We start from the raw sequence: 24,176 nt of genomic DNA, 5'->3' as shown, positions 1-24,176 counted from the left end.
TGAGTGATTTCAGGCAAAGCGGGCGCTCTGGCTGGGGCGGGAGGGATCGAACCTCCGAATGGCGGAATCAAAATCCGCTGCCTTACCGCTTGGCTACGCCCCAACGGCGCTTGTCACGGGAATGGCTACCGCAGATTCCCGTTTGCTCCGCCGGTCTATAGAGAGAAAGCGAGCATTTCAACCGCCTCGGCGCGTAAATTCGCCGACCGCGGGCGCAGTTTGCACGCCCCTCCGACGTCAGCGCCCCGCCCGCGCCTGGCTGGCCTCCCAGGCACGAAACTTGGCCCTCCCGGCCATTGAGACCTCCGCGGTTTCGTGGGAATACGGCGCCAACGAGGTTTCCGGGAGCACGCCATGACCTACCGCGCGCCGATCAACGACATGCTGCTATCGCTCAACCACGGCGCGGGCCTCAAGGCCGCCGTGGAGGCCGGCCATTACGGCGATTTCGACGCCGACATCGCCCAAGCCGTACTGGAGGAAGCCGGCAAGTTCGCGACCGACGTGCTTGCGCCGCTCAACCGCGTCGGCGACGAGAACGGCATCAAGCTCGACGACGGCAAGGTCACGACCGCGCCCGGCTGGCCGGATGCCTATAAGCGCTGGACGGATGGCGGCTGGAACGCGGTCTCGGGACCGGAAGCCTTCGGCGGCCAGGGCCTGCCGATCGCGATCAACGCGGCCTGCACCGAGATCTGGAGCGCCTCGAACGTCGCCTTCGGCCTCTGCCCGCTGCTCACGGCCTCGGCGATCGAGGCGCTGGAGGCGCATGGCAGCGACGAGTTGAAGCAGATCTATCTGGAAAAACTCGTCACCGGCGAATGGACCGGCACGATGCAGCTCACCGAGCCGCAGGCCGGCTCCGACGTCGGCGCGCTGCGCGCCCGCGCCGAGCGGCATGCCGACGGCACCTATCGCATCAAGGGGACGAAGATCTTCATCACCTATGGCGAGCACGACATGACCGACAACATCGTGCATTTCGTGCTCGCTCGCCTTCCCGACGCGCCCGCCGGCACCAAGGGAATTTCTCTGTTCCTTGTTCCAAAGTTCATGGTCAATGCCGACGGCTCGCTCGGCGCGCGCAACGACGTCTATGCATCCGGCGTCGAGCATAAGCTCGGCATGCACGCCTCCCCCACCTGCACCATGACCATGGGCGATCATGGCGGTGCAATCGGCTTTCTGATCGGCGAAGAAAACCAGGGCATGCGCTGCATGTTCACCATGATGAACCAGGCCCGTCTCGGCGTCGGCCTCGAGGGCGTCGGCGTCGCCGACCGTGCCTATCAGCAGGCTCTCGCCTACGCGCAGGAGCGCAGGCAGGGTCGCGCCCTCGGCAAGAAGGGCGACGGCTCGGACGCGATCTTCGTGCATCCTGACGTCAAGCGCATGCTGATGCGAATGCGCGCACAGACCGCGGCCGCACGCACCATCTGCTATGCGACGGCAGTCGCGATCGACGTCTCGACGCGCGCCAAAGATCCCGGCGTGCGGGTCGAGGCCGCGGCGCGCGCGGCGCTGCTGACGCCGATCGCAAAGGCCTATTCGACCGACGTCGGCAACGAGGTCGCCTATCTCGGCGTACAGGTGCACGGCGGCATGGGTTTCATCGAGGAGACCGGCGCGGCCCAGCACTATCGCGACGCGCGCATCACCGCGATCTATGAAGGCACCAACGGCATCCAGGCGATCGACCTCGTCACGCGCAAGCTCGCGGCCAACGGCGGTACCGCCGTCTGGGCGCTGCTCGGCGAGCTCTCCGGCATCATCAAGCAGGTCGAGGCCTCCAACGATCCCGCCTTCGGCACCACCGGCGTCAAATTGCGCGAGGCGCTGGACGCGCTCAAGCGCACCAGCAAGTGGCTCTTGGAGCGCCTTGCCGAGGCGCCGAACGACGCGCTCGCCGGTGCCACGCCTTATCTCCAGCAGTTCGGTGCGACGCTCGGCGGCTGCATGCTGGCAAGCGAGGCGCTCGCGGCCAAGAGCGAGGGCAACGTCGATGCGCCCCGCTACGTCTCGCTCGCCCGTTTCTTTGCAGAGAACATCACCGTGCAGGCGAGTTCGCTGGAGCGCACCGTGACGGAGAGCGCGGAGTCGGTCGCGGCGGCGGACGCGGTGTTGCTGAGGTAGGTGGCTGCGTCCACATCACTGCTGTCATTCCCCGCGACCCGGCTACGCCAAGGCTTCGCCGGGGCGTGAGGTCTTGGCTCGCCGAAGCTTTAGCGTAGGCGGCAAGCGGGGAATCCGGTACGCCGCAGCTTCTCCGTATCCTCGCACAGCCCCTGGAATACTGGATCGCCCGCCCCAGTGCGCAAGCGCGCACAAGGCGGGCGATGACAGTGAGAGTGTGGTGAGTAACGCAGGACGCAGCCGCACCGCATCGCCATTGACTACCGCGCCGGCTTAGGCCGCACCAAAACCGCTGCCGCCGCGACGAGATTGAGCAGCAGGCATAGCGTCAGCGCTGCCGTGTAATCGCCGGTCAGGCTGCGCACGAACCCGATGAGGCCCGGGCCGAACGCGCTGATGACGCCGCTGATCGACGTGCCCAATCCCATGGCGGCACCAAATGCGGCATGGCCGATCTCGCGCTGAATGATCAGGGGTGGGAACGTGATCATGTTCCCGATCGAGAAGCCGTAGACGGCGCAGGCCGCCAGCATCACGCTCGCCTGCGACGATTGCAGCAGCACGAGAAGCGCCAGCGCCTGGCTCACCATCGACACCGAGCTCGCCAGACGCGGATCGATCCGGTCCACGAACAGGCCGAGCGACAGGCGGCCGACGACGGCCATGCTCGCCATGATGGTAAGCGCGAGCCCCGCCGCCGAGCGCCCGATCAGCGGCTCGAGGAACGGAACCTGGTGGACGATGAAACCCACTTGCGCGAGAATCGCAATCGCGATTGGCACCACCATGGTCCAGAAGCCGGAATCGCGGAGCAGTGCCCTTCGTGACGGCGCGGGAAGCGTGTCCTGGCCTGCCGCCTGGGACGATGCTGGGGGCGCCTGCGTTCCGCCCTTCGGCCGGTCGATCAGGGACACGATCACCGGCACCAGCACGACAACCATCACCGTCGTTGCGGCCAGCATCGCGCGCGCGAAGCCGACGAGGCCCGTCATGAACAGCAGCAGCGGCGCCAGCACGATGCCGCCGCAGGTGGCGCCGTTGAACGCGAGACTGAGCGCAAGCCCGCGACGTCGGTCAAACCAGGCGTTGAGGACCGTCGCGATCACGACCGTGCCCATTCCGGTCCAGCCCACCGACATCAGGGCATAGGCGAGATAGAGCTCCCAGGGTGCCGTCATCAATCCGAACATGATCGTCGAGGCGCCAAGCGCAGACAGGCCGCACAGCGAAAGCGCGCGCGGACCGATTCGCACCATGATGTCATCGGTGAAGATGACGAGAGCGGAGGTGAGCAGGAACGAGAAGGTGCTGGCCGTCGAGATCAACGCGCTCGGCCAGCCATGAACGCGCTGAAGCTCTGCGAGATAAATGCCCTGACCGTAAAGGCCGAAGCCGAACATGAAGAAGGCGATCAGGAAACAACCGAAGACGACCCGCCAGCCGCGATAGTGCAGCGAGGATTCGTCAACGATCTTTGCTGCAATCATCGATGGGCAATCGGCCAATGAGAGCGAAACGGGGCCGATCCTGTCGCACAACTCCCGGTTTTTCAATAAGGTCAGTGTAACTTTTTGTTGCAATACTCGCCTCGCCTGTGCGACGCCGGCGGAGACGGCGGTGGCATGCACTGCCCCGTTGAAAACGGCAACCCCAGGTTTGGCAACTCCGCAAGATGATGTAGGCTGACAGCAAAACGATGGGCTAGCGGCAACGGTGCTGTGGGCCGCTATTGGGGACTGGGAAGCATGGCCGGCCAGATCGTTGTGACGCATGAAGGCGCGATGCGCGTGATCACGCTGCGCCGGCCGGACAAGAGGAACGCAGTCACGCAAGCCATGTACCGCGACATCGGCCAGGCGATCGACACGGCACAGAACAACCCGGACATCCGTTGCCTCATCATCACCGGCGGCTCCGGCGCGTTCAGCGCCGGCAACGACCTCGAGGAGTTCCTGGCCGATGCCACGGCGAGCCCCGAGACGCCGCGAGCCTCCAACTCCATCAAGCTGCTCTATTCGCTCGCCCACAATGTGAAGCCGATCATCGCTGCCGTCGACGGCGTTGCGATCGGCATCGGCACGACCATGCTGTTCCATTGCGACTATGTGCTCGCATCGACCGCTGCGACCTTCAGGACGCCGTTCGTCCCGCTCGGACTGATCCCGGAGGGCGCGTCCACCCTCTTGATGCCGCGCACCATGGGCTATCAGCGCGCGTTCGCAATGCTGGTGATGGGGCGGACCTTCGACGCAGAGGAGGCCCGGTCGGCGGGATTCGTCAATGTCGTGGTCTCGCCCGGACATACCGAGGCGGAAGCCAAGAAGGTGGGGCGGGAGATTTGCAGACTGCCGGCAGATGCGGTCGCGATCTCGCGCAAATTGCTGCGCCTGCCGCCGGAGGAGCTGACACGCCGCATCGACCAGGAAAGTCATCTCTTCGGCGAGCGAATACGCTCGAAGGAAGCGATCGCTGCGTTCAGGGCATTCTTCGCGAGAAAGAGGCATTAGAGGAGCGCAAGCTGCCACCTCCTCCGCAATGAGAGAAGGAAGAGAGCAACAAGCTTCGTGAAATCTTCCCGCGGAACGTCTAGGCTCGTTCCATGCGACATCTGCTTCGCCTGATCCCAGCCACTCTCGCCTTCGCGCTCGGCTGCGCCCTGCCCGTTCTTGCCCAGGGCTCGGCATCGGTCGAACTGCGCATCCTCGCGATCAACGACTTCCACGGCAATCTAAGGCCGCCGCCGGGCGGCATCCGCATCGGCGATCCCGAGGACAAGACGAAGAAGGTGACGGTCGCGGCGGGCGGCGCCGAATACATGGCGACGCTGGTCAGGCAGCTTCGCGAGGGCCGCAAGAACACGATCTTCGTCGCGGCCGGAGACCTCATCGGGGCGAGCCCGTTTTTGTCGGCGATGTTTCACGACGAGCCGTCGGTCGAGTCGCTGTCGATGATGGGGCTTGCGATCACCTCGGTCGGCAATCACGAGTTCGACGAGGGAAAGGCCGAGCTGCTCAGGATGCAGAACGGCGGCTGCCATCCGGAGGACGGATGCCAGGGGCCGCATCCCTTCACGGGTGCCAAATTCCATTATCTGGCGGCCTCCACCATCGAGACCGCGACCGGCAAGAGCATCCTGCCGCCCTATGAGATCAGGGAGTTCGACGGCATCCCCGTCGCCTTCATCGGGCTGACGCTCAAGGGCACCGCCGGTATCGTCTCGCCAAAGGGCATTGCCGGGCTCGAATTCCGCGACGAGGCCGAGACGGTGAATGCGCTCGTTCCGCAACTGAGGGCGCGCGGCGTCGAGGCGATCGTGGTCCTGATCCACGAAGGCGGCGAGCCGACCGGCGACTACAATGAATGCCCGGGCATTTCAGGGCCGATCGTCGACATCGTCAAGAAATTCGACCGCGCGGTCGACGTCGTCGTCAGCGGCCACACCCACCGTGCCTATGTCTGCAACATCGACGGCCGGCTCGTCACCAGCGGCGACAAATACGGCACGCTCGTCACGGCGATCGACGTCACGCTCGATTCCGCCACGCGCGACATCGTCAGCGCGAAAGCCGAGAACGTGATCGTCGCGAACGCCTCGCTCGCCAAGGATCCCGATCAGACCGCGCTGATCGAGGCCTACGACAAGCTCGCTTCCCCCATCGCCAACCGTCCGGCGGGATCGGTGACACAGACGCTCTCGCGCGTGCCCAACGACGCCGGCGAGAGCGCGCTCGGTGACGTCATCGCCGATGCGCAATTGGCGGCGACGAAGGATGCGAAGGACGGCGGCGCCCTCATCGCCGTCACCAATCCCGGCGGCATCCGCACCGACATCGTGCCGAAGGAGAACGGCGCGGTGTCCTTTGGCGACGTGTTCGCGAGCCAGCCGTTCCGCAACCGCCTCGTCACCCTGACGCTCACGGGCAGCCAGCTCAAGGAGATGCTGGAGCAGCAATGGCTCGATCCGAAGCGTCCGCGGATCCTCCAGGTGTCGAACGGCTTCAGCTACGTCTGGGACGCCTCGAAGCCGTTCGGTGAGCGCGTGATGGCCGACAAGATGACGCTCGACGGCAAGCCGATGGATCCGGCCTCGAGCTACCGCGTCACCCTCAACGACTATCTCGCCGTCGGCGGCGACGGCTTTACCGCCGCCAAGCAAGGCGCCTCGCCGCAATATGGCGGCTACGATGCAGATGCGCTATTTGCCTTCTTCAGGACGCACGGCCCGATCGGCCCGCTGCCACTGAGCCGCATCCTGCGCGTCAATTGATCCAGATCAAACGGCCCGGAACGGGACCACCTTTGCCATTCCAGGCCAAACGCCTACATTGCGTTTTGCATTGCCTTTTGGCGCCGGATGCGCCAAGCGAGGTCAAAAGCCCGTTCGCAGTGAGCCCGACCTGATGAGCACGCTTCTTCTCTCCCACAAGGCCTGCCTCGACCACGTTACGCCGCAGGGCCATCCTGAGCGGCCGGACCGCCTGCGCGCGGTGGAGGAAGCGCTGTCGCACGAACGCTTCCAGTTCCTGGTACGGGACCAGGCGCCGGAGGGCAATCTCGACCTCGTCACGCTCTGCCACAACGAGCACTACGTCACCGAGCTGCGCCACATCGCGCCGACCAGCGGCCAAGTCTATATCGACGGCGACACCTCGATGTCGCCGGGCACCTGGGAAGCAGTCATGCGCGGGGTCGGCGGCGCCGTCGCCGCCACCGAGGCTGTGATGGCAGGCGAGCATCGCAACGCCTTCGTCGCCGTGCGCCCGCCCGGACATCATGCCGAGATCGGCAAGCCGATGGGCTTCTGCTTCTTCGACAATGTCGCGATCGCGGCGCGCCACGCGCAGCGCAAATACGGGATCAAGCGCGCGGCCATCGTCGATTTCGACGTGCACCACGGCAACGGCACACAGGACATCTTCTGGTCGGATCCGACCGTGATGTACTGCTCGACCCATCAGATGCCGCTGTTTCCAGGCACGGGCGCGCGCTCCGAGCGCGGCGATCACGACACCATCGTCAACGCGCCGCTCGCCTCCGAGGATGGCGGCCCTGAATTCCGCGACGCCTTCGAGAATTTGATCCTCCCGCAGCTCACCAAGTTCAGCCCCGAGCTCCTCATCATCTCCGCGGGGTTCGACGCGCATTACCGCGATCCGCTGGCCTCGCTGAACCTGCGCGGCGAGGACTACGCCTGGGTGACACGGAAGCTGATGGACCTCGCCGACAAGACCGCGGGCGGGCGCGTTGTTTCGGTGCTCGAAGGTGGCTATGACCTGCAAGGACTGAAAGAATCTGTTACGGCGCATGTCGGCGCCCTGATGGGCGCCTGACGACACCCGCCACATTGCGCCCGCAAAATATTGCTTCGTAACCTAGCGAAGGGCGGGCAATCGGATACGGATATGGCCGAAAATACCCAAATCGACGTCACCAGGCTGACCTTTGAGCGCGCGATCGAGGAACTCGAGACGATCGTGAAGCGGCTCGAGGAGGGCAAGGTGCCGCTGGAAGAATCGGTGGCGATCTATGAGCGCGGCGAGGCCTTGAAGCGCCGCTGCGAGGAGCTCTTGCGCCAGGCCGAGGCCCGCGTTGACAAGATCACAACGGACGCCAGCGGCCAGGCGAGCGGCACCGCACCCCTCGACGTTCAGTAGCCATCCTTCCCCCGATACCCCAAGCCATTCAGAACATTCAGGGAATGCGCCCGAAGGCCGCGCAGCCAGGCTGCAAATAGCTCTTGGCCTGTCCCACGGACTGCTATAGTCCCGGGCAGACAATGCGGTCCGGACCAATGGTCCGGACGAATATCGACGGTTTTCGTCGAAAAAAAAGCATGTCAATCGGGGAGAGGCTGGGCTCCTGTCGGGGCCCAAGGCCGGCTTGCGGGATCACAGAGTCAGTGCGCGTTCAGAACCGCCATATCATCTATGTGCAGGGCTACGATCCGCGCGGGCTCGCGCGATATTATCGCATGTTCCGCACCGAGCTGCGCAAGTTCGACCGGCTCTACCAGCTCAAGACCACGATCAGCCGGCCGCAGGATCTGAGCGAAGGCGAGATCGCGTCCTGGAGCATCGAGACCCGCGCTGACGACTGGCAGACCCGCACGGCCTACGATTTCCTGCGCTTTGAGGATTACATCAAGCGCGACCTCGCCCAGCCGATCCGCAAGACCGTCTTCGCCGCGCTCTGGGTCTACTGCCAGCTCGTATTCGGCGGCACCATCGCGCGCTTCGCCAAGGCGAATTGGCGATTCGCGACCTTCGTCAGCTATCCCTATCTGGTGCTGCTCGTGCAAGCGCTGTGCGCGGCCGGCGTCGCATGGTTGTTCCGCAAAGGGCTGGATGCATTCGGCATCCCAGATCCCTTCAGCCTGCTCGCGGCCGCCGCACTATTCGTGGCGCTGCTCGGCACCATGCTGAGATACACGGAGGAGAGGACCTATGTGCTCTATCTCCTGCGCGACCACATCTGGACCTGGGAATTCGCCCATCGCCGCCAGCCGGAATGGGACCGGCGCATCGACCGCTTCGCGGAGCATCTGTGCAAGGTCGCGCGCACCACGCGCGCAGAGGAGATCGTGCTGGTCGGCCACTCCTCGGGCTCGTTCCTCGCCATCGAGATCCTGGCGCGCGCGCTCAAGCTTGATCCTGTGCTCGGACAGCGCGGCGCCCGCGTCATGCTGCTCACGGTCGGCGGCAATTGTCCGGTCGTCGGCTATCACGCTGCGGCACAGGATTTCCGCGACCGCTTGCGCGAGCTCGCGGTCGAACCCTCGGTCGAGTGGATCGACTGCCAGGCCCGCAAGGACGTGATGAACTTCTTCCAGTTCGATCCGATCGCGGGCCACGGCATCGACGTCGGCGCGGCACGATGCAATCCCGCCGCCATCGTACCGGTGCGCTTCCGCGAGATCATCGCACCGGAGCACTACAAATTGTTCCGCTGGCAGTTCTTCCGCGTCCATTTCCAGTTCGTGATGGCCAATGAGCGGCCGCACGCCTACGACTTCTTCATGATCGTGTGTGGCCCGGTTCCCTTGCGGGAACGGATGGCCATGCCGGACGCGGCGCTTGCGGTTGCGGTAGGGGACGCCCCGGCCCGCGAGTTTGCCTGGCGGCGGCTGGAGCTGGAAAGTTCCCGTCCCCGCGGTCAAATTTCTGCCGAGGAACTCGGCAAAATGGAACCTCCGGCCCGGAGCCGGGGTTAACCAAACCGGCCCAAGGCTTGCAAGTGCATACCCTGTCCACGGGCCTTACGGGTTGGCTTTGGCGGCAGCTTTGGTGTAAAGCTTCGCGGACTATGGCTATTTGCGAGCCTTTCGTGAGCAAGTATTGCTGACGGCAAGCGCTTCAAATCGCTAATGAAATTGGCTGGGACGGGTGACGCCGAGCTGGGTGACAAAGATCACTGGACTGAACCGGAGCGCACTTAGGCTCACTTAAGCTTGAAGAAGGGGCTTTGCCCCGCGCAGTTGGCTCCGACAGTCAGGGCTCGCGCTGCGCCAATATTATGCATACCCATCTCGCGCCGGACGGTCGTCCGGCCCTTAAAATTGGAAATCGCCGTGAACGCATACAGCAAGACGCCGCTTCTCGACACCATCCGGACGCCGGATGATCTGCGCAAGCTCAAGATCGAGCAGGTCCGCCAGGTTGCCGACGAGCTGCGGCAGGAGACCATCGACGCCGTTTCCGTGACCGGCGGTCATTTCGGAGCGGGCCTCGGCGTCGTCGAGCTCACCACCGCGATCCATTACATCTTCGATACGCCGCGCGACCGGCTGATCTGGGACGTCGGCCACCAGGCCTATCCGCACAAGATCCTGACCGGGCGGCGCGACCGCATCCGCACCTTGCGCACCGGCGGCGGCCTCTCCGGCTTCACCAAGCGCAGCGAGAGCGACTACGATCCGTTCGGCGCGGCGCACTCCTCGACCTCGATCTCGGCCGGCCTCGGCATGGCGGTCGCGCGCGACCTCTCCGGCGGGAAGAACAACGTGATCGCCGTGATCGGCGACGGCGCGATGTCCGCCGGCATGGCCTATGAGGCCATGAACAATGCGGGCGCGATGAACTCCCGCCTGATCGTCATCCTCAACGACAACGACATGTCGATCGCCCCGCCGGTCGGCGCGATGAGCGCGTATCTGTCGCGGCTCTACTCCGGCAAGACCTACCGCACGCTGCGCGAGGCGGCCAAGCAGATCAACAAGCGCCTGCCCAAGATCATTGCCAACCGCGCCAACCGCGTCGAGGAATACTCCCGTGGCTTCATGATGGACGGCGGCACGCTGTTCGAGGAGCTCGGCTTCTATTACGTCGGCCCGATCGACGGCCACAATCTCGACCATCTGCTACCCGTGCTGAAGAACGTGCGCGACATGGAGACCGGCCCGATCCTGGTCCACGTCGTGACCCAGAAGGGCAAGGGCTACGGCCCGGCAGAAGCCTCCGCCGACAAATACCACGCAGTGGTCAAGTTCGACGTCGCGACCGGCACGCAGGTCAAGGCCAAGCCGAATGCGCCGGCCTACCAGAACGTGTTCGGCCAGAGCCTCGTCAAGGAAGCGCAGAAGGACGAGAAGATCGTCGCCATCACCGCGGCGATGCCGTCGGGCACCGGCGTCGACATCTTCAACAAGGCATTCCCCGACCGCACCTTCGACGTCGGCATCGCCGAGCAGCACGCCGTGACGTTTGCCGCAGGCCTCGCCACAGAAGGCTACAAGCCGTTCTGCGCGATCTACTCGACCTTCCTCCAGCGTGGTTACGACCAGGTCGTGCATGACGTCGCGATCCAGAGCCTGCCCGTGCGCTTCGCCATCGATCGCGCCGGCCTCGTCGGCGCCGACGGCGCGACGCATGCGGGCTCGTTCGACAACGCCTATCTCGGCTGCCTGCCGAACATGGTGATCATGGCGGCCGCGGACGAGGCTGAAATGGTGCACATGGTCGCGACCCAGGTCGCGATCAACGACCGTCCGAGCGCTTTGCGCTATCCGCGCGGCGAAGGCCGCGGCGTCGAGATGCCCGAGGTCGGCATTCCCCTCGAGATCGGCAAGGGTCGCGTCGTGCGCCAGGGCAGCAAGATCGCCCTGCTCTCCTTTGGCACCCGCCTTGCGGAGTGCGAGAAGGCGGCCGACGAGCTCGCCGCGCATGGCCTTTCCACCACGATCGCGGATGCGCGCTTCATGAAGCCGCTCGACACCGACCTGGTGCTCAAGCTCGCCCGCGAGCATGAGATCCTGATCACGATCGAGGAAGGCTCGGTCGGCGGCTTCGGCTCGCATGTCGCGCAGTTCCTGACCGACCAGGGCGTTCTCGACAGTGGCGCCGTGCGGTTCCGCACGATGGTGCTGCCCGACGCGTTCCTCGACCATGACACGCCGGCCGCGATGTACGGCCGCGCCGGTCTCGACGCCAAGGGCATCGTCGCCAAGGTATTCGAGGCGCTCGGCAAGGATGTGAAGACCGAGACGGTCAAGCTCGCCTGATTGTTGCGCGGGCACTGCCTCTTACCTCTCCCGCTTGCGGGAGAGGTCGGATCGCGAAGCGATCCGGGTGAGGGCTCTCTCCTCTAGGGGGTTCTCGATTGCGGAATCACCCTCTCCCCAACCCTCCCCCGCAGGCGGGGGAGGGAGCAGAGCACGCGCTGCGGCTCGTACCTTGATCCAGAATTTTTCCGGCTTTGGCTCCATGAAAATCTATCTGGCAGGCCCCGACGTGTTCCTGCCGGATGCGGTTGAGATCGGCCGACGGAAGGCCGCGATCTGCGCGGCGCATGGACTCGTCGGACTCTATCCTCTCGACAACGCAGTCGACCTCGCCGCGCCCGATGCCTCGCGGCGGATCTTCGCCGCCAACGAGGCGATGATGGATGCGGCCGACGCCATCATCGCCAATCTCACTCCCTTCCGCGGCGCCGGGGCCGATCCCGGCACCGTCTACGAGCTCGGCTACATGGCCGGCCACGGCAAGCTGTGCCTCGCCTACTCCAACGATCCCGCCCTCTATGCCGACCGCGTCGGCCGCTTCATGGATATCACCACCGAGGACGGCCGCCTGGTTGATGCGCAAGGACTGACGATCGAGGATTTTGGCCTCGTCGACAATCTCATGATGGTCCACGCGCTGGAGCTGCACGGCTGCCCGCTTGTAACGCCGGCCGAGATACCCATCGACGTCTGGCACGATCTCGCCGCGTTCGAGACTTGCGTCCGGATGGCGGCCGCGCGACTTATCTCTACATAAGCGCTTCAGCCGGTCCCGGAGAGCCTGATGTCCCCTCCCCGCAAGCGCGCGGATGTTCTGCTGGTCGAACGCGGCCTGTTCGAGAGCCGGGCGCGGGCGCGCGCGGCGATCGAGGCCGGGCTCGTCACCGCCAACGACAAGCCCGTCGCAAAGCCCTCCGAGACCATCGCGGAGGACGCAGTGCTTAAGGCCGAGCCGGCGCATCCTTATGTCTCGCGCGGCGGCGTCAAGCTCGCCGGTGCGCTGGAGCGCTATCCCATCGAGATCGAGGACCATGTCTGCCTCGACGTCGGCGCCTCCACCGGCGGCTTCACCGAGGTGCTGCTGGCGAACGGCGCGAGCCTCGTCTTTGCAATCGACGTCGGGCGCGAGCAGTTGCATCCGTCGCTGCGCGGTCATCCCAAGATTGTCTCGATGGAGGAAACCGACATCCGCTCTTACGAAGGCAAGCGCCTGCCGGCGCGGCCCGACATCGTCGTCATCGACGTCAGCTTCATCTCGCTGAAGACGGTGCTGCCGGTGGCGCTGTCGCTGGCGGCGGCGCCGATGAGCCTGCTCGCGCTGATCAAGCCGCAATTCGAGGCCGAGCGTAAGCACAACAAGAAGGGGATCATCCGCGACGCCGCCGTGCATCAGGAGATCTGCGACGACATCGCGGCCTTCGCCGCCTCGCTCGGCTGCACCGACATCGAGGTGTTCCCGTCGCCGATCACGGGCGGCGATGGCAACATCGAATTCTTCCTGGGCGCGCGCCGTGGTTGAGCGTCTGGCAATCGATCACGTCGGCCACCGCGGTGATGGCGTCTGTCTCGATGATCGTGAGGCGATCTACGTGCCCTATGCGCTCGGCGGCGAGACCGTCGAGGTCGAGCATGTTCCGGGCCATCATCCGGACCGCCGCAAGCTGCTCGCGGTCGATGTGGCAAGCCCCGAGCGCATCGCGCCGTTCTGTCCGCATTTCGGCGTCTGCGGCGGCTGCGCGATCCAGCACTGGGCGGCCGCGCCGTACCAAGCCTGGAAGCGCAACATCGTGGTCGAGACGCTGGCACAGGCCGGCGTCGCGTGCGAGGTGGCGCCGCCGGTCGACGCGCATGGCGCGGGCCGGCGGCGGATCACGCTGCATGGCCGGCTCGGCACGCATGAGATCCTGAAGGTGGGCTTTGCCGCAACGAGCTCGCACGACGTCATCCCGATCCATCGTTGTCCGATCCTCGATCCGGCGCTCGAAGGCGCGCTCGACGCGGCCTGGGCAGTCGCCGAGCCGCTGACGTCGAAAATGGCGGTGACCAAGCCGCTCGACATCCAGGTCACCGCGACCGAGAACGGCCTCGACGTCGACGTGCGCGGTTCAGGTCCGCTGCCGGCGGCGATGATCACGGCGCTCTCAGGCGTCGCGGAGCAGCATCGGCTCGCGCGGCTGACGCGGCACGGCGAGCTCGTGCTGCAACGGCTGCCGCCGACGCTGCGCATGGGCCGCGCAGAGGTGACGCTGCCGCCGGGCTCTTTCCTCCAGGCAACCGTGGCCGGCGAAGAGACGCTGGCCGCGCTGGTGAGCGAGCGCGTCGGCAAGGCCAAGGAGATCGCCGATCTCTTCTGCGGCGTCGGTCCATTTGCCCTGAGACTTGCGGAAAAGGCGCGCGTCACGGCCTATGACAGCGACGCCGGCGCCGTCGCAGCGCTCGCGAAAGCTGCGCGCACTCCGGGCCTGAAACCGATCACGTCCGCGCCGCGCGACCTGTTCCGCCGCCCGCTGGTGCCGCAGGAGCTGCGCGAGTTCGACGCCGTCGTGTTCGACCCGCCACGCCAGGGTGCGCAGGCGCAGGCGCTGAAACTCGCCGCTAGCAAGGTGCCGGTCGTGGTCGCCGTATCCTGCAACGTCGCAACCTTCGCCCGCGACGCGCGCCTCCTGATCGACGGCGGCTACAAGCTCGAGACCGTGGTGCCGGTCGACCAGTTTCGCCACACGCCGCATGTCGAGCTGGTGGCGCGGTTCAGCCGGTGACGCGATAAGAGCCGCCTGCCGCCGGATCCTACCTGGCCTCTACGCCGACTGCTCGAATTGCGGCTGCCAGCGCAGCAGGTAGGATTGCAGCGAGCGCACGGCGAGCGCGAGCAAAATTCCGACGAACATCATGACGAAGATGGCGACCATCATCTCGCTGGCGTTGGCGCGTGCCTCGGCTTCGATGATGAGCTTGCCGAGCCCGCGTTCGGCACCGATGAACTCGCCGACGATGACGCCGATCAGCGCAAAAGACACCGCCGGCAGGAGCGAAGCGAACACCCAGGCGAGCGCGGACGGGATCACGACGGTGCGCAGCACGGTGAATTCGCTGGCGCCGAGCAGACGGGCGGCTGCGATCTGGTCGCGATCGACCGCGCGCGTTCCCTCGAATGTGTTGAAGAACACCACGAAGAACACGACGAGCCAGGCAGTCGCGATCTTCGAGAGATCGCCGAGGCCGAAGATCAGGATGACGAGCGGCACCAGTGCGATGCGCGGAATCGAGTTGAGCGCCACGACGTAGGGGCCGAACACGCGGGCCAGGAAATCGGAACGGCCGAGGATCAGACCGGCGGCGATCCCGCTCGCCGATCCGAACAAGAATCCCCACCAGGTGTTCTTCAGCGTGACCAGCGTGGCAAGCCATAAATTATTGTCGTTGCCCCTGATGCAGGCAGCAAAGCCGTCGGCATCGGCAAAGCAGCCAAGCCGCAGGAAGCTCTGCCAGATCAGCGACGGCTTGGCGACGAAATAGGGATCTAGGATTTTTGGCACGTAAGCCTTCGGCAGCAGCGCCTTGCTCCATTCAAAGCCCCACTGCCAGATGACGAGCACAGCGGCGAGAATGGCCAGTTGCCAGAACAGGATCGCAATGCGGCTTTTGGCCATGGTCAGTCAACCCTGGTGCGGCGGAATTCTTCGCCGAGCGAATGCCAGATGTGGGAATAGAGGCGGCCGAATTCGGCGCTCTCGCGCACGGCCACGGGATCGCGCGGCCGCGGGATGGCGACGTCGAAATCCTCCTTGAGCCGCCCGGGCCGCGCCGAGAGCAGGATGATGCGGCTTGCGAGCGTCAGCGCCTCGCCGAGATCGTGCGTCACGAACAACACGGTCTGCCGCTCGCGCTCCCAGATCTCCAGCAGGGTCTTATGCATCTCGAGCTTGGTGTGGGTGTCGAGCGCACCGAACGGTTCGTCCATCAGCAGGATTTCGGGCTCCAGAATCAGCGTCCGCATCAAGGCGACGCGCTGGCGCATGCCGCCGGACAGCATGCGCGGAAAGCTCTGCGCAAAACCTGTGAGCCCGGCCTTCTCGACCGCCGAAGCCACGCGCCGGGCACGCTCGGTCTTGGGCAACCCCGCGATCTCCAACCCGTAGCCGATGTTCTGCTCCACGGTCCGCCAGGGAAAGAGCGTGTCGCGCTGGAAGACATAGCCGACCCTGGGGTTGACCTTGCCGGTCTCGACAGTGTCGTCGTTGATGAGGATGCGTCCGCCCGAGCGCGGCAACAGTCCCGCGACCATGTTAAGGATAGTGCTCTTGCCGCAGCCGGATGGGCCGAGCAGTGCTACGAATTCGCCCTGCCTGACCTCGAACGACACATCATCGACCGCCACGAACTCGCGACCGGACGCGCTGAAGCGTTTGGCGAGACCCTGCACGGCGATGCGCGTACGCGCCCCTGCCCTATCATCGTCGTCTCTCGCGCGCGCGAGGCCCGGGCTGGGTGCGGCCATCATTTGTATTTCGCCCTGGCTGACTCAAGGAAGCTCATATCGACGACATCCGCGTACTTGGTCTCGGGAATGTCGGTACCCTTGCGGTACCAGGGCTTGGCGCCGCGCTCGAACGAGGTCTTGTCGATGCTGCCGTCATAGGCCCAGGTCGACTTGTCGAAGCCGAGCTCGGCGCTGATTGCATCGGGGTCGATGCCGGAGAAATATTTCGGCGTGACCAGCGCCTGCACATCCGCGAGCGGCGTCGCCTTCACGAAGGCCATCGCGCGGTAGACCGCGTTGACATAGGCCTGCACCATCGCCTTGTCCTGCTCGACCGTGTCCTGGAGCGTATAGATCACGAGCACGGGCAGCGTGCCGCCGAAATCTTTCTCGAACACGCCGGGCTTCGACGTGTCGTAGATGGTCCTGCCAAAACCCTTCTTCTCGACCTCGACGATCCAGCTCGGCGGCGCCATGATGGCGTCGAACTGCTTGGTCTGGAGCGAGGGGAACATCGTGTTGGGTCCGCCGCCCGCAACCCAGTTGACCCTGTCGCCGAGTCCGCGCGCCTCGAACACGTAGGTGCCGAACACCCAGGTGCCCGAGCCGATCGCGGTGGCGGCGACGATCGGCTTGGCGCCGTCCGCGCGCTTGTAGTCCGCGAGCTTTTCGACCGAGTTGATGCCACTCTCGTAGAGGTCCTGCCGGACCATGATGTTGGCGTAGGAACACACCATCTCGGTCGCGAGCAGGATCTTGCAGGGTTTGCCGCGCGCGCTGAGCTGAAGCGGATGGCTGGCATCGCCATGCGCGAACAGCGCCTGTCCCGCCGCCAGCGTCTGGCGGCCGAACGTGCCGGCGTTGCCGGTCACGAGCTTCGAATCGAGCCCTTCGTCTCTGAAGTACCCCTTCAGCTCCGCGATCATGCCGATGGCGTAGACCGGCGATACCGGTCCGAACGCGAGCGAGACCTGCTTGCCCTCCGCGCGCAATCGTCCCGGCAGCAGCGATGCGCCGGCCAATGCGGAGCCCGCGATCAGCGCCTGGCGCCTGGTAATGGTCATGTGCTCCTCCCTGTGTTCTCTTTGATCGCGCCAAGCGTCAGGACGGCGCGGCTTTGATCGTCCCTGCTTGTCGCAGCGCTTCGATTTCGTTCGGGGAAAGGCCGATCTCGCTCAGGATCTCGCTCGTCTGCTCGCCGATCTGGGGCGGATCGTAACGGTTGGGCAGGCGCCGGCCGTCCATGGAGATCGGCAACAGCGGCGTCTTTGCCTCGCCGCCGTCAGGCAAGTGAATGTCGGTCAGCCCACCCGACTGGTTGAGATGCGGGTCATCGAAGAGATCGCCGGGCTTGTTCACCGGCGCGTAGGGCAGATCGAGCTGCTCGAGGCGCGCGGCGAGATCGGCCTTGTCCCATTGCTTGAAGATCTTCGCGATCTCCGGGATCAGCCAGCCGCGATGGTCGACACGATCGTTGCTCGTCGCAAAGCGCGGATCGGCAAGCCAGGCTTCGCAATCGAAGGCGCGGCAGAACGCCTCCCATTGCTCTTCGCCGACGATGGTGACGAACAGTTTTGAGCCGTCTTTGGTGTCGAAGAGGTCGTAGACCGGCCACGGGCTGTCCTTGATCGAATAGGGGATCGACGGCTGGCCGCTGACCACCTCGCACATCATGGCCTGCGCCATCAGGAACACGTTGTTCTCGTACAATGCGCTCTGGATGTAACGACCGCGGCCGGTGCGCTGCCGCTCGGCGAGCGCCGCCTGGATCGCGATCACGCCGAACATACCGCCCATGATGTCGTTGACCGAGGCGCCGGCGCGCATCGGCCGGTCCGGCAGGCCGGTCATGTAGGCAAGGCCGCCCATCATCTGCACGACCTCGTCGAGGGCGAGGCGGTTTTCGTAAGGGCCGGGAAGATAGCCTTTGAGCGAGCAATAGATCAGGCGGGGCGCAAACGCGGCGACGCTCTCGTAGTCGAGGCCGATGCGCTTCAACAGGCCCGGCCGGAAATTCTCGATCAGGACATCGCTGCTCTCGATCAGCTTGCGCGCGATGTTCTGGCCTTCCGCGGTCGACGTGTCCAGCGCGATGCTGCGCTTGTTGCGACTGTAGGTGGCGAAGAAGCCGGCGGCGGGGCCCTTGAAATAGCGGGTGCGGTCGCCCTTGGGCGGCTCGACCTTGATCACGTCGGCGCCGAGATCGGCGAGGATCAGCCCGCAGCTCGGCCCCATCACCATCTGGCTGAACTCGATGACGCGAACGCCGGCCAGCGGACGAAGCTCCGGTGCGGTCTCGCGCATAGAAACCGTCATGCCGCCCTCCGCAGCACCTTGGGGATGCCCGCCTCGTGCAGATGCCCCGTCAGATGTTTCGCCGGGATATGGCGGGCGAGAATCTCGCGCGTTTGCATCAGGCGATCGAGGTCGATGCCGGTGGAAAGGCCCATCCGCTCCAGCATGAACACGAGATCCTCGGTGACGATGTTGCCGCGCGCGCCCGGGGCAAAGGGGCAGCCACCGAGCCCGGATACCGCCGCATCGAAACGGCGAATCCCCGCCTCGAGGCCTGCGACGGCATTGGCAAGGCCGGCACCGAGCGTGTCGTGCAGATGCAGCCGCAGCGTCATCTGCGATCCGACCTCGCGCCTGACAGCTTCGACGATCTGCCTGATCAGTTTGGGGGTCGCGTAGCCGACGGTATCGGCAAGCCCGATCTCGTCGGCGCGGGCTTCGGCAAAGGCGCGCGCGACCCGGCACACGGCCGCTTCGCTGACCTCGCCTTCCAGGGAGCAGCCGAAGGAGGTGGAGATCGCGCCCATCAGTTGCGGCCGCTGGTCCACCGGCCGGGCATCGACCGCGGCTCGGACCGCGCGAAATCCCTCGAGCTGCTCTTCGACCGAGCGGCGCACATTGGCGCGATTGTGCGTCTCACTTGCCGAGATGACGAAATAGACGGCGTTGACGCCGGCGGAGATGGCGCGCTCGGCGCCCTTCGGATTTGGCACCAGCGCGCCGATGGTCGCCGTGTTGTGCGTGAGCGCATGCGCCATCACCGCATCGACGTCGGCGAATTGCGGCACGACCTTTGGCGGCACGAAGGATCCGGCATCGATCTCGCGCACACCGGCGGCAACGATCGTGTCGATCAGCGTGCATTTGGCTTCGGTGGGAACGAAGATGTCGAGATTCTGCAGGCCATCGCGGGGAGCGACCTCGCAAATATGGACATCCGGCGCGCGCGCCATCGGGCTCTCCCTGCTTGATTGTATATTGTTGCATAAAAGAACAATCCATGGGACAGTCTGTCAAGCCTAAACCTTGCGTGCGCTGCAATGACCACGTCCGATAGTTCCCGACTGCGCGCCACCAGGAACGGCGGTTCCGAGCGCGCCGAGCACCTCGCCGGCCTGATCATGGCGCTCGCCCGGCGCGAAGGCATGAAGGCCGGCGATCGCTTGATCGAACAAAGACTTGCGGATGCGCTGGACCTTTCGCGCGCGCCGATCCGGCTTGGCCTCAAGGCTCTTGAGGCGGCAGGGCTGGCGCGCGGTGAGCCGCATCGCGGCTTCGTGCTGGCGAAGAATCCGACCAGCGGCGCAGCCCAACCGGCCCTCGCGGCAGTCAGGCGCAGCGAACACGTCTATGCGACGATTGCGGGCGACGTGCTCGCGAGCCGGCTGCCGGCTGATGTCACCGAGGCGGAGCTGATGCGCCGTTATGATCTGAGCCGGGCCGAGCTGCAGCGGCTGCTCGACCGTATCGCGGCCGAGGGCTGGATCGCGCGCCTGCCGGGCTATGGCTGGCGCTTTGCGGAGACGATCTCCAGCCCCGAAGCACAGGCCAAGGCGATGGCGTTTCGCGCGGTGATCGAGCCCGCGGCGATCGCGCAGCCCCACTTCATGCTACCTCAGGAGGTGATCGCACGGTTGCGCGAGCGTCAGCTGCGCGTCCTGGAAGGTGAGCTCGAGAAGATGACGATCGGCGAAATCTATCACTCCGGCTGCGAGTTTCATGAAGAGATCATCCGCGGAGCCGGTAATCCGTTCTTCATCGAAGCGCTCAAGCGTGTGAACTCGATCAGGCGCCTGTTCGCCTATCGCAGCTTCGCCGACCGCGACGGCATGCGCCGGCACGTGCGTGAGCATTTGCGCCTGCTCGACCTCCTGGAAGCGCGGCGCTATGCCGAGGCAGCGGAGCTGATGGCAAGACACCTGCAACGCCCGCTGGTGGCCGCCTTGTCTTGAGACCTGGGCGACGTGGCCGCTGGTTCTCCCGCAATTGCGACAAAAATGTCGCACGCTCAGAAAAAATCGGTCCTTGCTTTGAAACTGGCCGGTCTGCCCGCCCCAGCCAGTCCAGAATCTGCTAATGTCCGCAATTATTACCTGTTTCTTTTTCATACGGAACGACTCAAGTGATCATTGAAATCGCTTGTTCTGTCATTTGCATCGTCGCGATGCGGGCTATCTCGAAGACATACAGGCGGCGACGAGACGTACTTTATGGCCGGTATATGACCCCGGCCGATTAAGTCGGCTTCGTCGTCAGCTTCCCCAATTCGAGGCGAAACGTCCCGCCAACGGGAACGGCTGCGCTCATCGATGGCACATGTGATTGCCACCCAAAAGAATGCGCCTGCCACCTGAATTGGCAGATAGGAAAATCCGCCTACCGGCGACTACTCTGGCAAGACATACCGCCGGAGCATTGCCATGTCGGCTCAAATTATTCAGTTCAGCAAATATCAGCGATCCCGTGAACTCGCTCGGATGCACAGCGACATCGAAAGGAGCCTGACCAAGCTAAGCGCAATGGCCGCCCAGGTGTTCAACGCATTGCGAGACGATGCAGCCGCCGGCCCCTCTGAGTTGAGCGCTCGACAGCAAACACATCCCATTGAACCAGGGCTTGACCGCCCGCCGCTTCCGTCATCTGACCTCCAGCGCGACCTTGATCCGTACGCAAGCGGGCTGCGATGGCTCAATGGACAAGACGACAATTCCTGATTGTCCGGGAATGGGATCGCTGGATCGCGAGGCAACGATTGCCGCGCTATCGATCCGCGCGCAAAAAAACTCTCGAATTCTTCCTCGAACTTCAAAGTGCCAAGTCGCCCCTCCTGGATTTCAATCCGCGCGGACGCGACAAATGGGCGATCGTGCATCATTGGTTGGTAATTGCGGGGCGGGTGCCCGACGGTAGGCCGCGCCCGAAATAGGCAGCGGTTCCCGTCGGGCTCGCGGAGAGGTGTGCGCCGACACGTTGAACCAGCTGCGCACCGGATTGACCCACTTAGAGGACCCGCGGATTTCCGAGAGCCTCGCTCTCATCACGGCCGATGGCTCGTGCGCGGTCCGGCAAAGCACAACTGCTGGTAAATGCCCGACACCGCATGGAGGCTGTCATGGAAGTCGATACCGACAGGTTGAATGCTTTTATGGGCAAGATGGTCACCGAGCTGGGCGCGGCGATGAATGCATCGCTGGTCCTGCTGGGCGACAAGCTCGGCCTCTACCGCACCCTCGCCGCCAAGGGGCCGATGAACTCCACCGAACTCGCGAGCGCGACCGGAACGAAGGAGCGCTATATCCGCGAGTGGCTGGCGAGCCAGGCGGCCTCCGGTTACATCGAATACGATTCCGCGAGCGGAAAATTCTCGATGCAGCCGGAGCAGGCGATGGCGCTGGCCGACGCGGACAGCCCGGTGTTCCTAGGCGCATTCGGCGATGTCGTCGCGGCGACGTTCCTCGACGAGCCGAAGGTTACGGACGCCTTCAAGACCGGCAAGGGTGTCGGCTGGAACCGGCGCAGCGAATGCCTGTTCTGCGGCACCGCCCGCTTCTTCCGTACCGGCTACAGGCATCATCTGGTCCAGGAGTGGCTGCCCGCGCTCGAGGGCGTGGTGGAAAAACTCAAGCGCGGCGCCAAGGTCGCCGATGTCGGCTGCGGGCACGGCGTCTCGACACGGCTGATGGCGGAAGCCTTCCCGAACTCCCGCTTCTACGGTTTTGACTATCACGAAGGCTCGATCGAAGCTGCGCGCCGGTCGGCCGCAGAAGCCAAGCTCGGAGACCGCGTCAGCTTCGCCGTTCATTCGGCCAAGACCTATCCGGCCGAAGGCTATGATCTCGTCTGCTTCTTCGACTGCCTGCACGACATGGGCGATCCCGTCGGCGCCATCAGCCACGTGCGCGAGTCCATGGCGAACGACGGCACCTGCATGCTGGTCGAGCCGTTCGCCAATGATCGCCTCGAAGACAACCTCAATCCGGTGGGGCGCGTCTATTACGCGGCATCGACCATGATCTGCACACCGGCATCGCTCGATCAGGAGGTCGGCATGGCGCTCGGTGCTCAGGCCGGCGAGGCAAGGCTGCGCAAGGTCGCGCGCGAGGGCGGCTTGAGCCGCTTCCGTCGTGCCGCCGAGACGCCCTTCAACCTGATCCTGGAGGCGCGGATCTGACGTCGATCATGCCGGGCTCGGGTCTGCGCGCGACGTAGCCGACGCGCAGGCCCGGCACGAAACCGCAACGCTCGTAGAAACGATGCACGCGCGCGTCCTCGCGGCCGCTTTGCATGAGCACGTGGTGGCAATCCCTGGTCCACGCCGCCTCCAGCGCCGCGGCGACGACGGCACGCCCGTGTCCGCGCCCCTGAAATTCCGGGTGTGTCGCGACATTCTCGAGAAAGCCGTGCCCGGCGGCCGCCGCGCAGCAGGTTGGGCGCGGTGATGAGCATGCAGGTCGCGACGATTTGGCCGTCGGTGTCCGACACGAACACGGCGAGGTCGTCGCGCGACAGGGTCTGCCGCCAGATATCTTGGGCCCGTTCCTGCGGCTCGGCCGCGGCGCTGACCTCCGAGACGCGAAAGAGCTCGAGCAGGCCGGCGAGATCAGCGCTTTCCGCAAGTCTGGCGTTCGCCATCCCATTCATCTCCTTTTGACGTCGCGCCAGTTTCTCCGGCGGTCGAGCCGTTGGCAATCCGGACGTTGATGTTGGTCAACCGCAGCGCCATGCAATCGCGAGCTTCACATCTTCCCCGGCTGCGCAGTCGAAGACCTCGCACTCGCGGCCTCCCTGCTCGGCTTCAAGGCGAACGTGGCGATTGGCGGCGACAGCATCGCGATCGCGCTGGAGACGGCACCGGCGGAGAAATCCGCGCTGGCGGATGCCGTTACGGCGATGCAATGCACCCGCGCGACGTTCGACGGCAAGCCGGTCGCGCCGCGAGATGACGATTCATTCTAGCACTACTTTGGCAGAATCTGTTTGCGCCAGTGTTTTTCAAGGATTTTTTTTCGGCAGTATGGACACCGTTGAGACGGCGGCCGAAGGATGAGATCGACGATGGCGTGACGTACGGCGGGCATGGTTGGCTGAGGCGGAGGTCCGTTGATTCTTTTTTTTCCGCCCCGCGTGTGCGAGGCGACGGTGTTGCAGGAAGGCGTAGGCAATCATTGTCATCAGGGCGTGGCGATGAAGACCTTGCCATGATCGCCCCTCGAAGTGATCAAGTCCAAGCTCCTCCTTTAACTGCTGATGCGCCTGCTCACAAATCCATCTTGCCTTGATGGTGGCGGCTAGTGTGCGCAGATCCGTCGCCGCAGGGAGATTGGCAAGATAGTATTTCTTCTCCCCTGAGGCGCGTTGCTCGCCAATGAGCCAAGCTTCGTCGCCCGGGAGATGCTGCTGACCCTTATCCCAAATCCGCTGAGGAGGGCCGTCGGCGGTGCGGACACGAAGAGCAGCAAATCGGGCTTTCAGCCGACCTTTCGTTCCGCTGCGCCAACTCACGGCTTTCCATTTGGCGCTGGCTAGCATTTGTTCTGCCGCAATCGATAAGATATCGGGCACGTGGTGCTTTCGTGGTTTCCCGCGGACTTTGGTAATCGGCCAAATGAGCTTCACATCGACCGGATACACTTTCAGGTGCCGAGGGACACCGACAGCCCAGGCCAGCCCGCGCTCTGTCAGCCCTTGTCGAAAAGGAGCGCTAAGTCCGTATCCTGCATCCGCCAGCACACATCCAAAGCGCACGTTGGCTGCCATCGCGCGGTCAATCTC

The 24,176-nt window shown here is 64.7% G+C and carries 22 protein-coding genes and 1 tRNA gene; 14 read left to right on the top strand and 9 right to left on the bottom strand.

Features of this window, described 5'->3' with window-relative positions; genetic code table 11:
• Positions 1-28: 28 nt before the first annotated feature.
• Positions 29-103: transfer RNA gene (locus SO140_RS12905), tRNA-Gln, on the bottom strand.
• A 251-nt stretch (positions 104-354) separates the two neighbouring features.
• Between SO140_RS12905 and SO140_RS12900 the strand changes: the two genes are divergently transcribed.
• On the top strand, positions 355-2,133 hold the full coding sequence (locus SO140_RS12900; RefSeq protein WP_449380196.1) for an acyl-CoA dehydrogenase family protein: 1,779 nt from the start codon (positions 355-357) through the stop codon (positions 2,131-2,133).
• Between the two features lie 260 nt (positions 2,134-2,393).
• Here SO140_RS12900 and SO140_RS12895 read toward each other — a convergent pair whose 3' ends face one another.
• Entirely contained in the window at positions 2,394-3,620 is a 1,227-nt protein-coding gene (locus SO140_RS12895; protein WP_449380195.1) for an MFS transporter, read from the bottom strand.
• Positions 3,621-3,878: 258 nt separating this feature from the next.
• Here SO140_RS12895 and SO140_RS12890 point away from each other — a divergent pair, with 258 nt between their 5' ends.
• The 9 genes from SO140_RS12890 (at position 3,879) to SO140_RS12850 (ending at position 14,388) form a co-directional block, all read left to right on the top strand.
• Positions 3,879-4,640 carry an enoyl-CoA hydratase-related protein gene (locus SO140_RS12890; protein ID WP_498541397.1) on the top strand — a complete coding sequence of 254 codons (762 nt, stop codon included), beginning with the start codon at positions 3,879-3,881 and terminating at the stop codon, positions 4,638-4,640.
• A 92-nt stretch (positions 4,641-4,732) separates the two neighbouring features.
• On the top strand, positions 4,733-6,400 hold the full coding sequence (locus SO140_RS12885; RefSeq protein WP_449380193.1) for a bifunctional metallophosphatase/5'-nucleotidase: 1,668 nt from the start codon (positions 4,733-4,735) through the stop codon (positions 6,398-6,400).
• Between the two features lie 133 nt (positions 6,401-6,533).
• The gene (locus tag SO140_RS12880) at positions 6,534-7,463 is read left to right on the top strand and encodes a histone deacetylase family protein (RefSeq protein WP_027526546.1); all 930 of its coding nucleotides are present in this window, start codon (positions 6,534-6,536) and stop codon (positions 7,461-7,463) included.
• 72 nt (positions 7,464-7,535) lie between these two features.
• Positions 7,536-7,787 carry an exodeoxyribonuclease VII small subunit gene (locus tag SO140_RS12875; RefSeq protein ID WP_027526545.1) on the top strand — a complete coding sequence of 84 codons (252 nt, stop codon included), beginning with the start codon at positions 7,536-7,538 and terminating at the stop codon, positions 7,785-7,787.
• A gap of 245 nt (positions 7,788-8,032) precedes the next feature.
• Positions 8,033-9,343, top strand: a complete 1,311-nt coding sequence (locus SO140_RS12870) for a hypothetical protein (protein WP_449380192.1) — start codon at positions 8,033-8,035, stop codon at positions 9,341-9,343.
• A gap of 357 nt (positions 9,344-9,700) precedes the next feature.
• Positions 9,701-11,629, top strand: a complete 1,929-nt coding sequence (dxs, locus tag SO140_RS12865; RefSeq protein ID WP_449380191.1) for a 1-deoxy-D-xylulose-5-phosphate synthase — start codon at positions 9,701-9,703, stop codon at positions 11,627-11,629.
• A 202-nt stretch (positions 11,630-11,831) separates the two neighbouring features.
• The gene (locus tag SO140_RS12860; protein WP_449380190.1) at positions 11,832-12,386 is read left to right on the top strand and encodes a nucleoside 2-deoxyribosyltransferase; all 555 of its coding nucleotides are present in this window, start codon (positions 11,832-11,834) and stop codon (positions 12,384-12,386) included.
• A 27-nt stretch (positions 12,387-12,413) separates the two neighbouring features.
• Positions 12,414-13,148 (top strand): TlyA family RNA methyltransferase, encoded by a 735-nt coding sequence (locus SO140_RS12855; protein WP_498541395.1) that lies wholly within the window; start codon positions 12,414-12,416, stop codon positions 13,146-13,148.
• The gene (locus SO140_RS12850) at positions 13,141-14,388 is read left to right on the top strand and encodes a class I SAM-dependent RNA methyltransferase (RefSeq protein ID WP_449380188.1); all 1,248 of its coding nucleotides are present in this window, start codon (positions 13,141-13,143) and stop codon (positions 14,386-14,388) included. The genes SO140_RS12855 and SO140_RS12850 overlap by 8 nt, the downstream gene beginning before the upstream one ends.
• 39 nt (positions 14,389-14,427) lie before the next feature.
• Here the strand turns inward: SO140_RS12850 and SO140_RS12845 are convergent, their stop codons facing one another.
• Genes SO140_RS12845 through SO140_RS12825 form a run of 5 tightly spaced genes read right to left on the bottom strand, consistent with a single transcriptional unit; the run spans position 14,428 to position 19,357 of the window.
• The gene (locus SO140_RS12845; RefSeq protein WP_449380187.1) at positions 14,428-15,279 is read right to left on the bottom strand and encodes an ABC transporter permease; all 852 of its coding nucleotides are present in this window, start codon (positions 15,277-15,279) and stop codon (positions 14,428-14,430) included.
• 2 nt (positions 15,280-15,281) lie between these two features.
• Positions 15,282-16,130: an ABC transporter ATP-binding protein gene (locus tag SO140_RS12840; RefSeq protein ID WP_449380186.1), complete on the bottom strand. Its 849-nt coding sequence runs from the start codon at positions 16,128-16,130 to the stop codon at positions 15,282-15,284.
• On the bottom strand, positions 16,127-17,173 hold the full coding sequence (locus tag SO140_RS12835) for an ABC transporter substrate-binding protein (RefSeq protein ID WP_449380185.1): 1,047 nt from the start codon (positions 17,171-17,173) through the stop codon (positions 16,127-16,129). The genes SO140_RS12840 and SO140_RS12835 overlap by 4 nt, the downstream gene beginning before the upstream one ends.
• A 37-nt stretch (positions 17,174-17,210) precedes the next feature.
• A complete protein-coding gene (locus tag SO140_RS12830) occupies positions 17,211-18,425 on the bottom strand; it encodes a CaiB/BaiF CoA transferase family protein (protein WP_449380184.1) in 1,215 nt (404 codons plus the stop codon).
• Positions 18,422-19,357 carry a hydroxymethylglutaryl-CoA lyase gene (locus SO140_RS12825; RefSeq protein WP_449380183.1) on the bottom strand — a complete coding sequence of 312 codons (936 nt, stop codon included), beginning with the start codon at positions 19,355-19,357 and terminating at the stop codon, positions 18,422-18,424. Before SO140_RS12825 ends, SO140_RS12830 begins: the two co-directional genes overlap by 4 nt.
• Before the next feature lie 87 nt (positions 19,358-19,444).
• On the opposite strand from SO140_RS12825, the gene SO140_RS12820 reads away from it, so the two are divergent.
• The 3 genes from SO140_RS12820 to SO140_RS12810 all read left to right on the top strand — a co-directional run bounded on the left by SO140_RS12820 (position 19,445) and on the right by SO140_RS12810 (position 22,575).
• Entirely contained in the window at positions 19,445-20,356 is a 912-nt protein-coding gene (locus SO140_RS12820; protein WP_449380182.1) for a GntR family transcriptional regulator, read from the top strand.
• 468 nt (positions 20,357-20,824) lie between these two features.
• Positions 20,825-21,118, top strand: coding sequence for a hypothetical protein (locus tag SO140_RS12815; protein ID WP_449380181.1), 294 nt, complete (start codon positions 20,825-20,827; stop codon positions 21,116-21,118).
• A gap of 398 nt (positions 21,119-21,516) precedes the next feature.
• Positions 21,517-22,575, top strand: a complete 1,059-nt coding sequence (locus SO140_RS12810; RefSeq protein ID WP_449380180.1) for a class I SAM-dependent methyltransferase — start codon at positions 21,517-21,519, stop codon at positions 22,573-22,575.
• Here the strand turns inward: SO140_RS12810 and SO140_RS12805 are convergent.
• Positions 22,547-23,041, bottom strand: a complete 495-nt coding sequence (locus tag SO140_RS12805; RefSeq protein ID WP_498541393.1) for a GNAT family N-acetyltransferase — start codon at positions 23,039-23,041, stop codon at positions 22,547-22,549. The genes SO140_RS12810 and SO140_RS12805 overlap by 29 nt on opposite strands.
• A gap of 169 nt (positions 23,042-23,210) precedes the next feature.
• On the opposite strand from SO140_RS12805, the gene SO140_RS12800 reads away from it, so the two are divergent.
• Positions 23,211-23,360 carry a hypothetical protein gene (locus tag SO140_RS12800; RefSeq protein WP_449380178.1) on the top strand — a complete coding sequence of 50 codons (150 nt, stop codon included), beginning with the start codon at positions 23,211-23,213 and terminating at the stop codon, positions 23,358-23,360.
• Between the two features lie 36 nt (positions 23,361-23,396).
• Here the strand turns inward: SO140_RS12800 and SO140_RS12795 are convergent.
• Positions 23,397-24,176 (bottom strand): IS701 family transposase (locus SO140_RS12795; protein ID WP_498542618.1); only part of this gene is annotated, 780 nt, incomplete at its 5' end.

The organism is Bradyrhizobium sp. UFLA05-108 (genome assembly GCF_059803455.1).
This window is presented reverse-complemented; position numbering and strand designations above follow the sequence as displayed.

What these genes read in the sequence shown, in the direction of transcription:
- SO140_RS12900 (WP_449380196.1), top strand. Translation starts at nt 355, where the DNA reads ATGACCTACCGCGCGCCGATCAACGACATGCTGCTATCGCTCAACCAC.
- SO140_RS12895 (WP_449380195.1), bottom strand. Translation starts at nt 3,620, where the DNA reads ATGATTGCAGCAAAGATCGTTGACGAATCCTCGCTGCACTATCGCGGC.
- SO140_RS12890 (WP_498541397.1), top strand. Translation starts at nt 3,879, where the DNA reads ATGGCCGGCCAGATCGTTGTGACGCATGAAGGCGCGATGCGCGTGATC.
- SO140_RS12885 (WP_449380193.1), top strand. Translation starts at nt 4,733, where the DNA reads ATGCGACATCTGCTTCGCCTGATCCCAGCCACTCTCGCCTTCGCGCTC.
- SO140_RS12880 (WP_027526546.1), top strand. Translation starts at nt 6,534, where the DNA reads ATGAGCACGCTTCTTCTCTCCCACAAGGCCTGCCTCGACCACGTTACG.
- SO140_RS12875 (WP_027526545.1), top strand. Translation starts at nt 7,536, where the DNA reads ATGGCCGAAAATACCCAAATCGACGTCACCAGGCTGACCTTTGAGCGC.
- SO140_RS12860 (WP_449380190.1), top strand. Translation starts at nt 11,832, where the DNA reads ATGAAAATCTATCTGGCAGGCCCCGACGTGTTCCTGCCGGATGCGGTT.
- SO140_RS12855 (WP_498541395.1), top strand. Translation starts at nt 12,414, where the DNA reads ATGTCCCCTCCCCGCAAGCGCGCGGATGTTCTGCTGGTCGAACGCGGC.
- SO140_RS12845 (WP_449380187.1), bottom strand. Translation starts at nt 15,279, where the DNA reads ATGGCCAAAAGCCGCATTGCGATCCTGTTCTGGCAACTGGCCATTCTC.
- SO140_RS12840 (WP_449380186.1), bottom strand. Translation starts at nt 16,130, where the DNA reads ATGATGGCCGCACCCAGCCCGGGCCTCGCGCGCGCGAGAGACGACGAT.
- SO140_RS12835 (WP_449380185.1), bottom strand. Translation starts at nt 17,173, where the DNA reads ATGACCATTACCAGGCGCCAGGCGCTGATCGCGGGCTCCGCATTGGCC.
- SO140_RS12830 (WP_449380184.1), bottom strand. Translation starts at nt 18,425, where the DNA reads ATGACGGTTTCTATGCGCGAGACCGCACCGGAGCTTCGTCCGCTGGCC.
- SO140_RS12825 (WP_449380183.1), bottom strand. Translation starts at nt 19,357, where the DNA reads ATGGCGCGCGCGCCGGATGTCCATATTTGCGAGGTCGCTCCCCGCGAT.
- SO140_RS12820 (WP_449380182.1), top strand. Translation starts at nt 19,445, where the DNA reads ATGACCACGTCCGATAGTTCCCGACTGCGCGCCACCAGGAACGGCGGT.
- SO140_RS12815 (WP_449380181.1), top strand. Translation starts at nt 20,825, where the DNA reads ATGTCGGCTCAAATTATTCAGTTCAGCAAATATCAGCGATCCCGTGAA.
- SO140_RS12810 (WP_449380180.1), top strand. Translation starts at nt 21,517, where the DNA reads ATGGAAGTCGATACCGACAGGTTGAATGCTTTTATGGGCAAGATGGTC.
- SO140_RS12805 (WP_498541393.1), bottom strand. Translation starts at nt 23,041, where the DNA reads ATGGGATGGCGAACGCCAGACTTGCGGAAAGCGCTGATCTCGCCGGCC.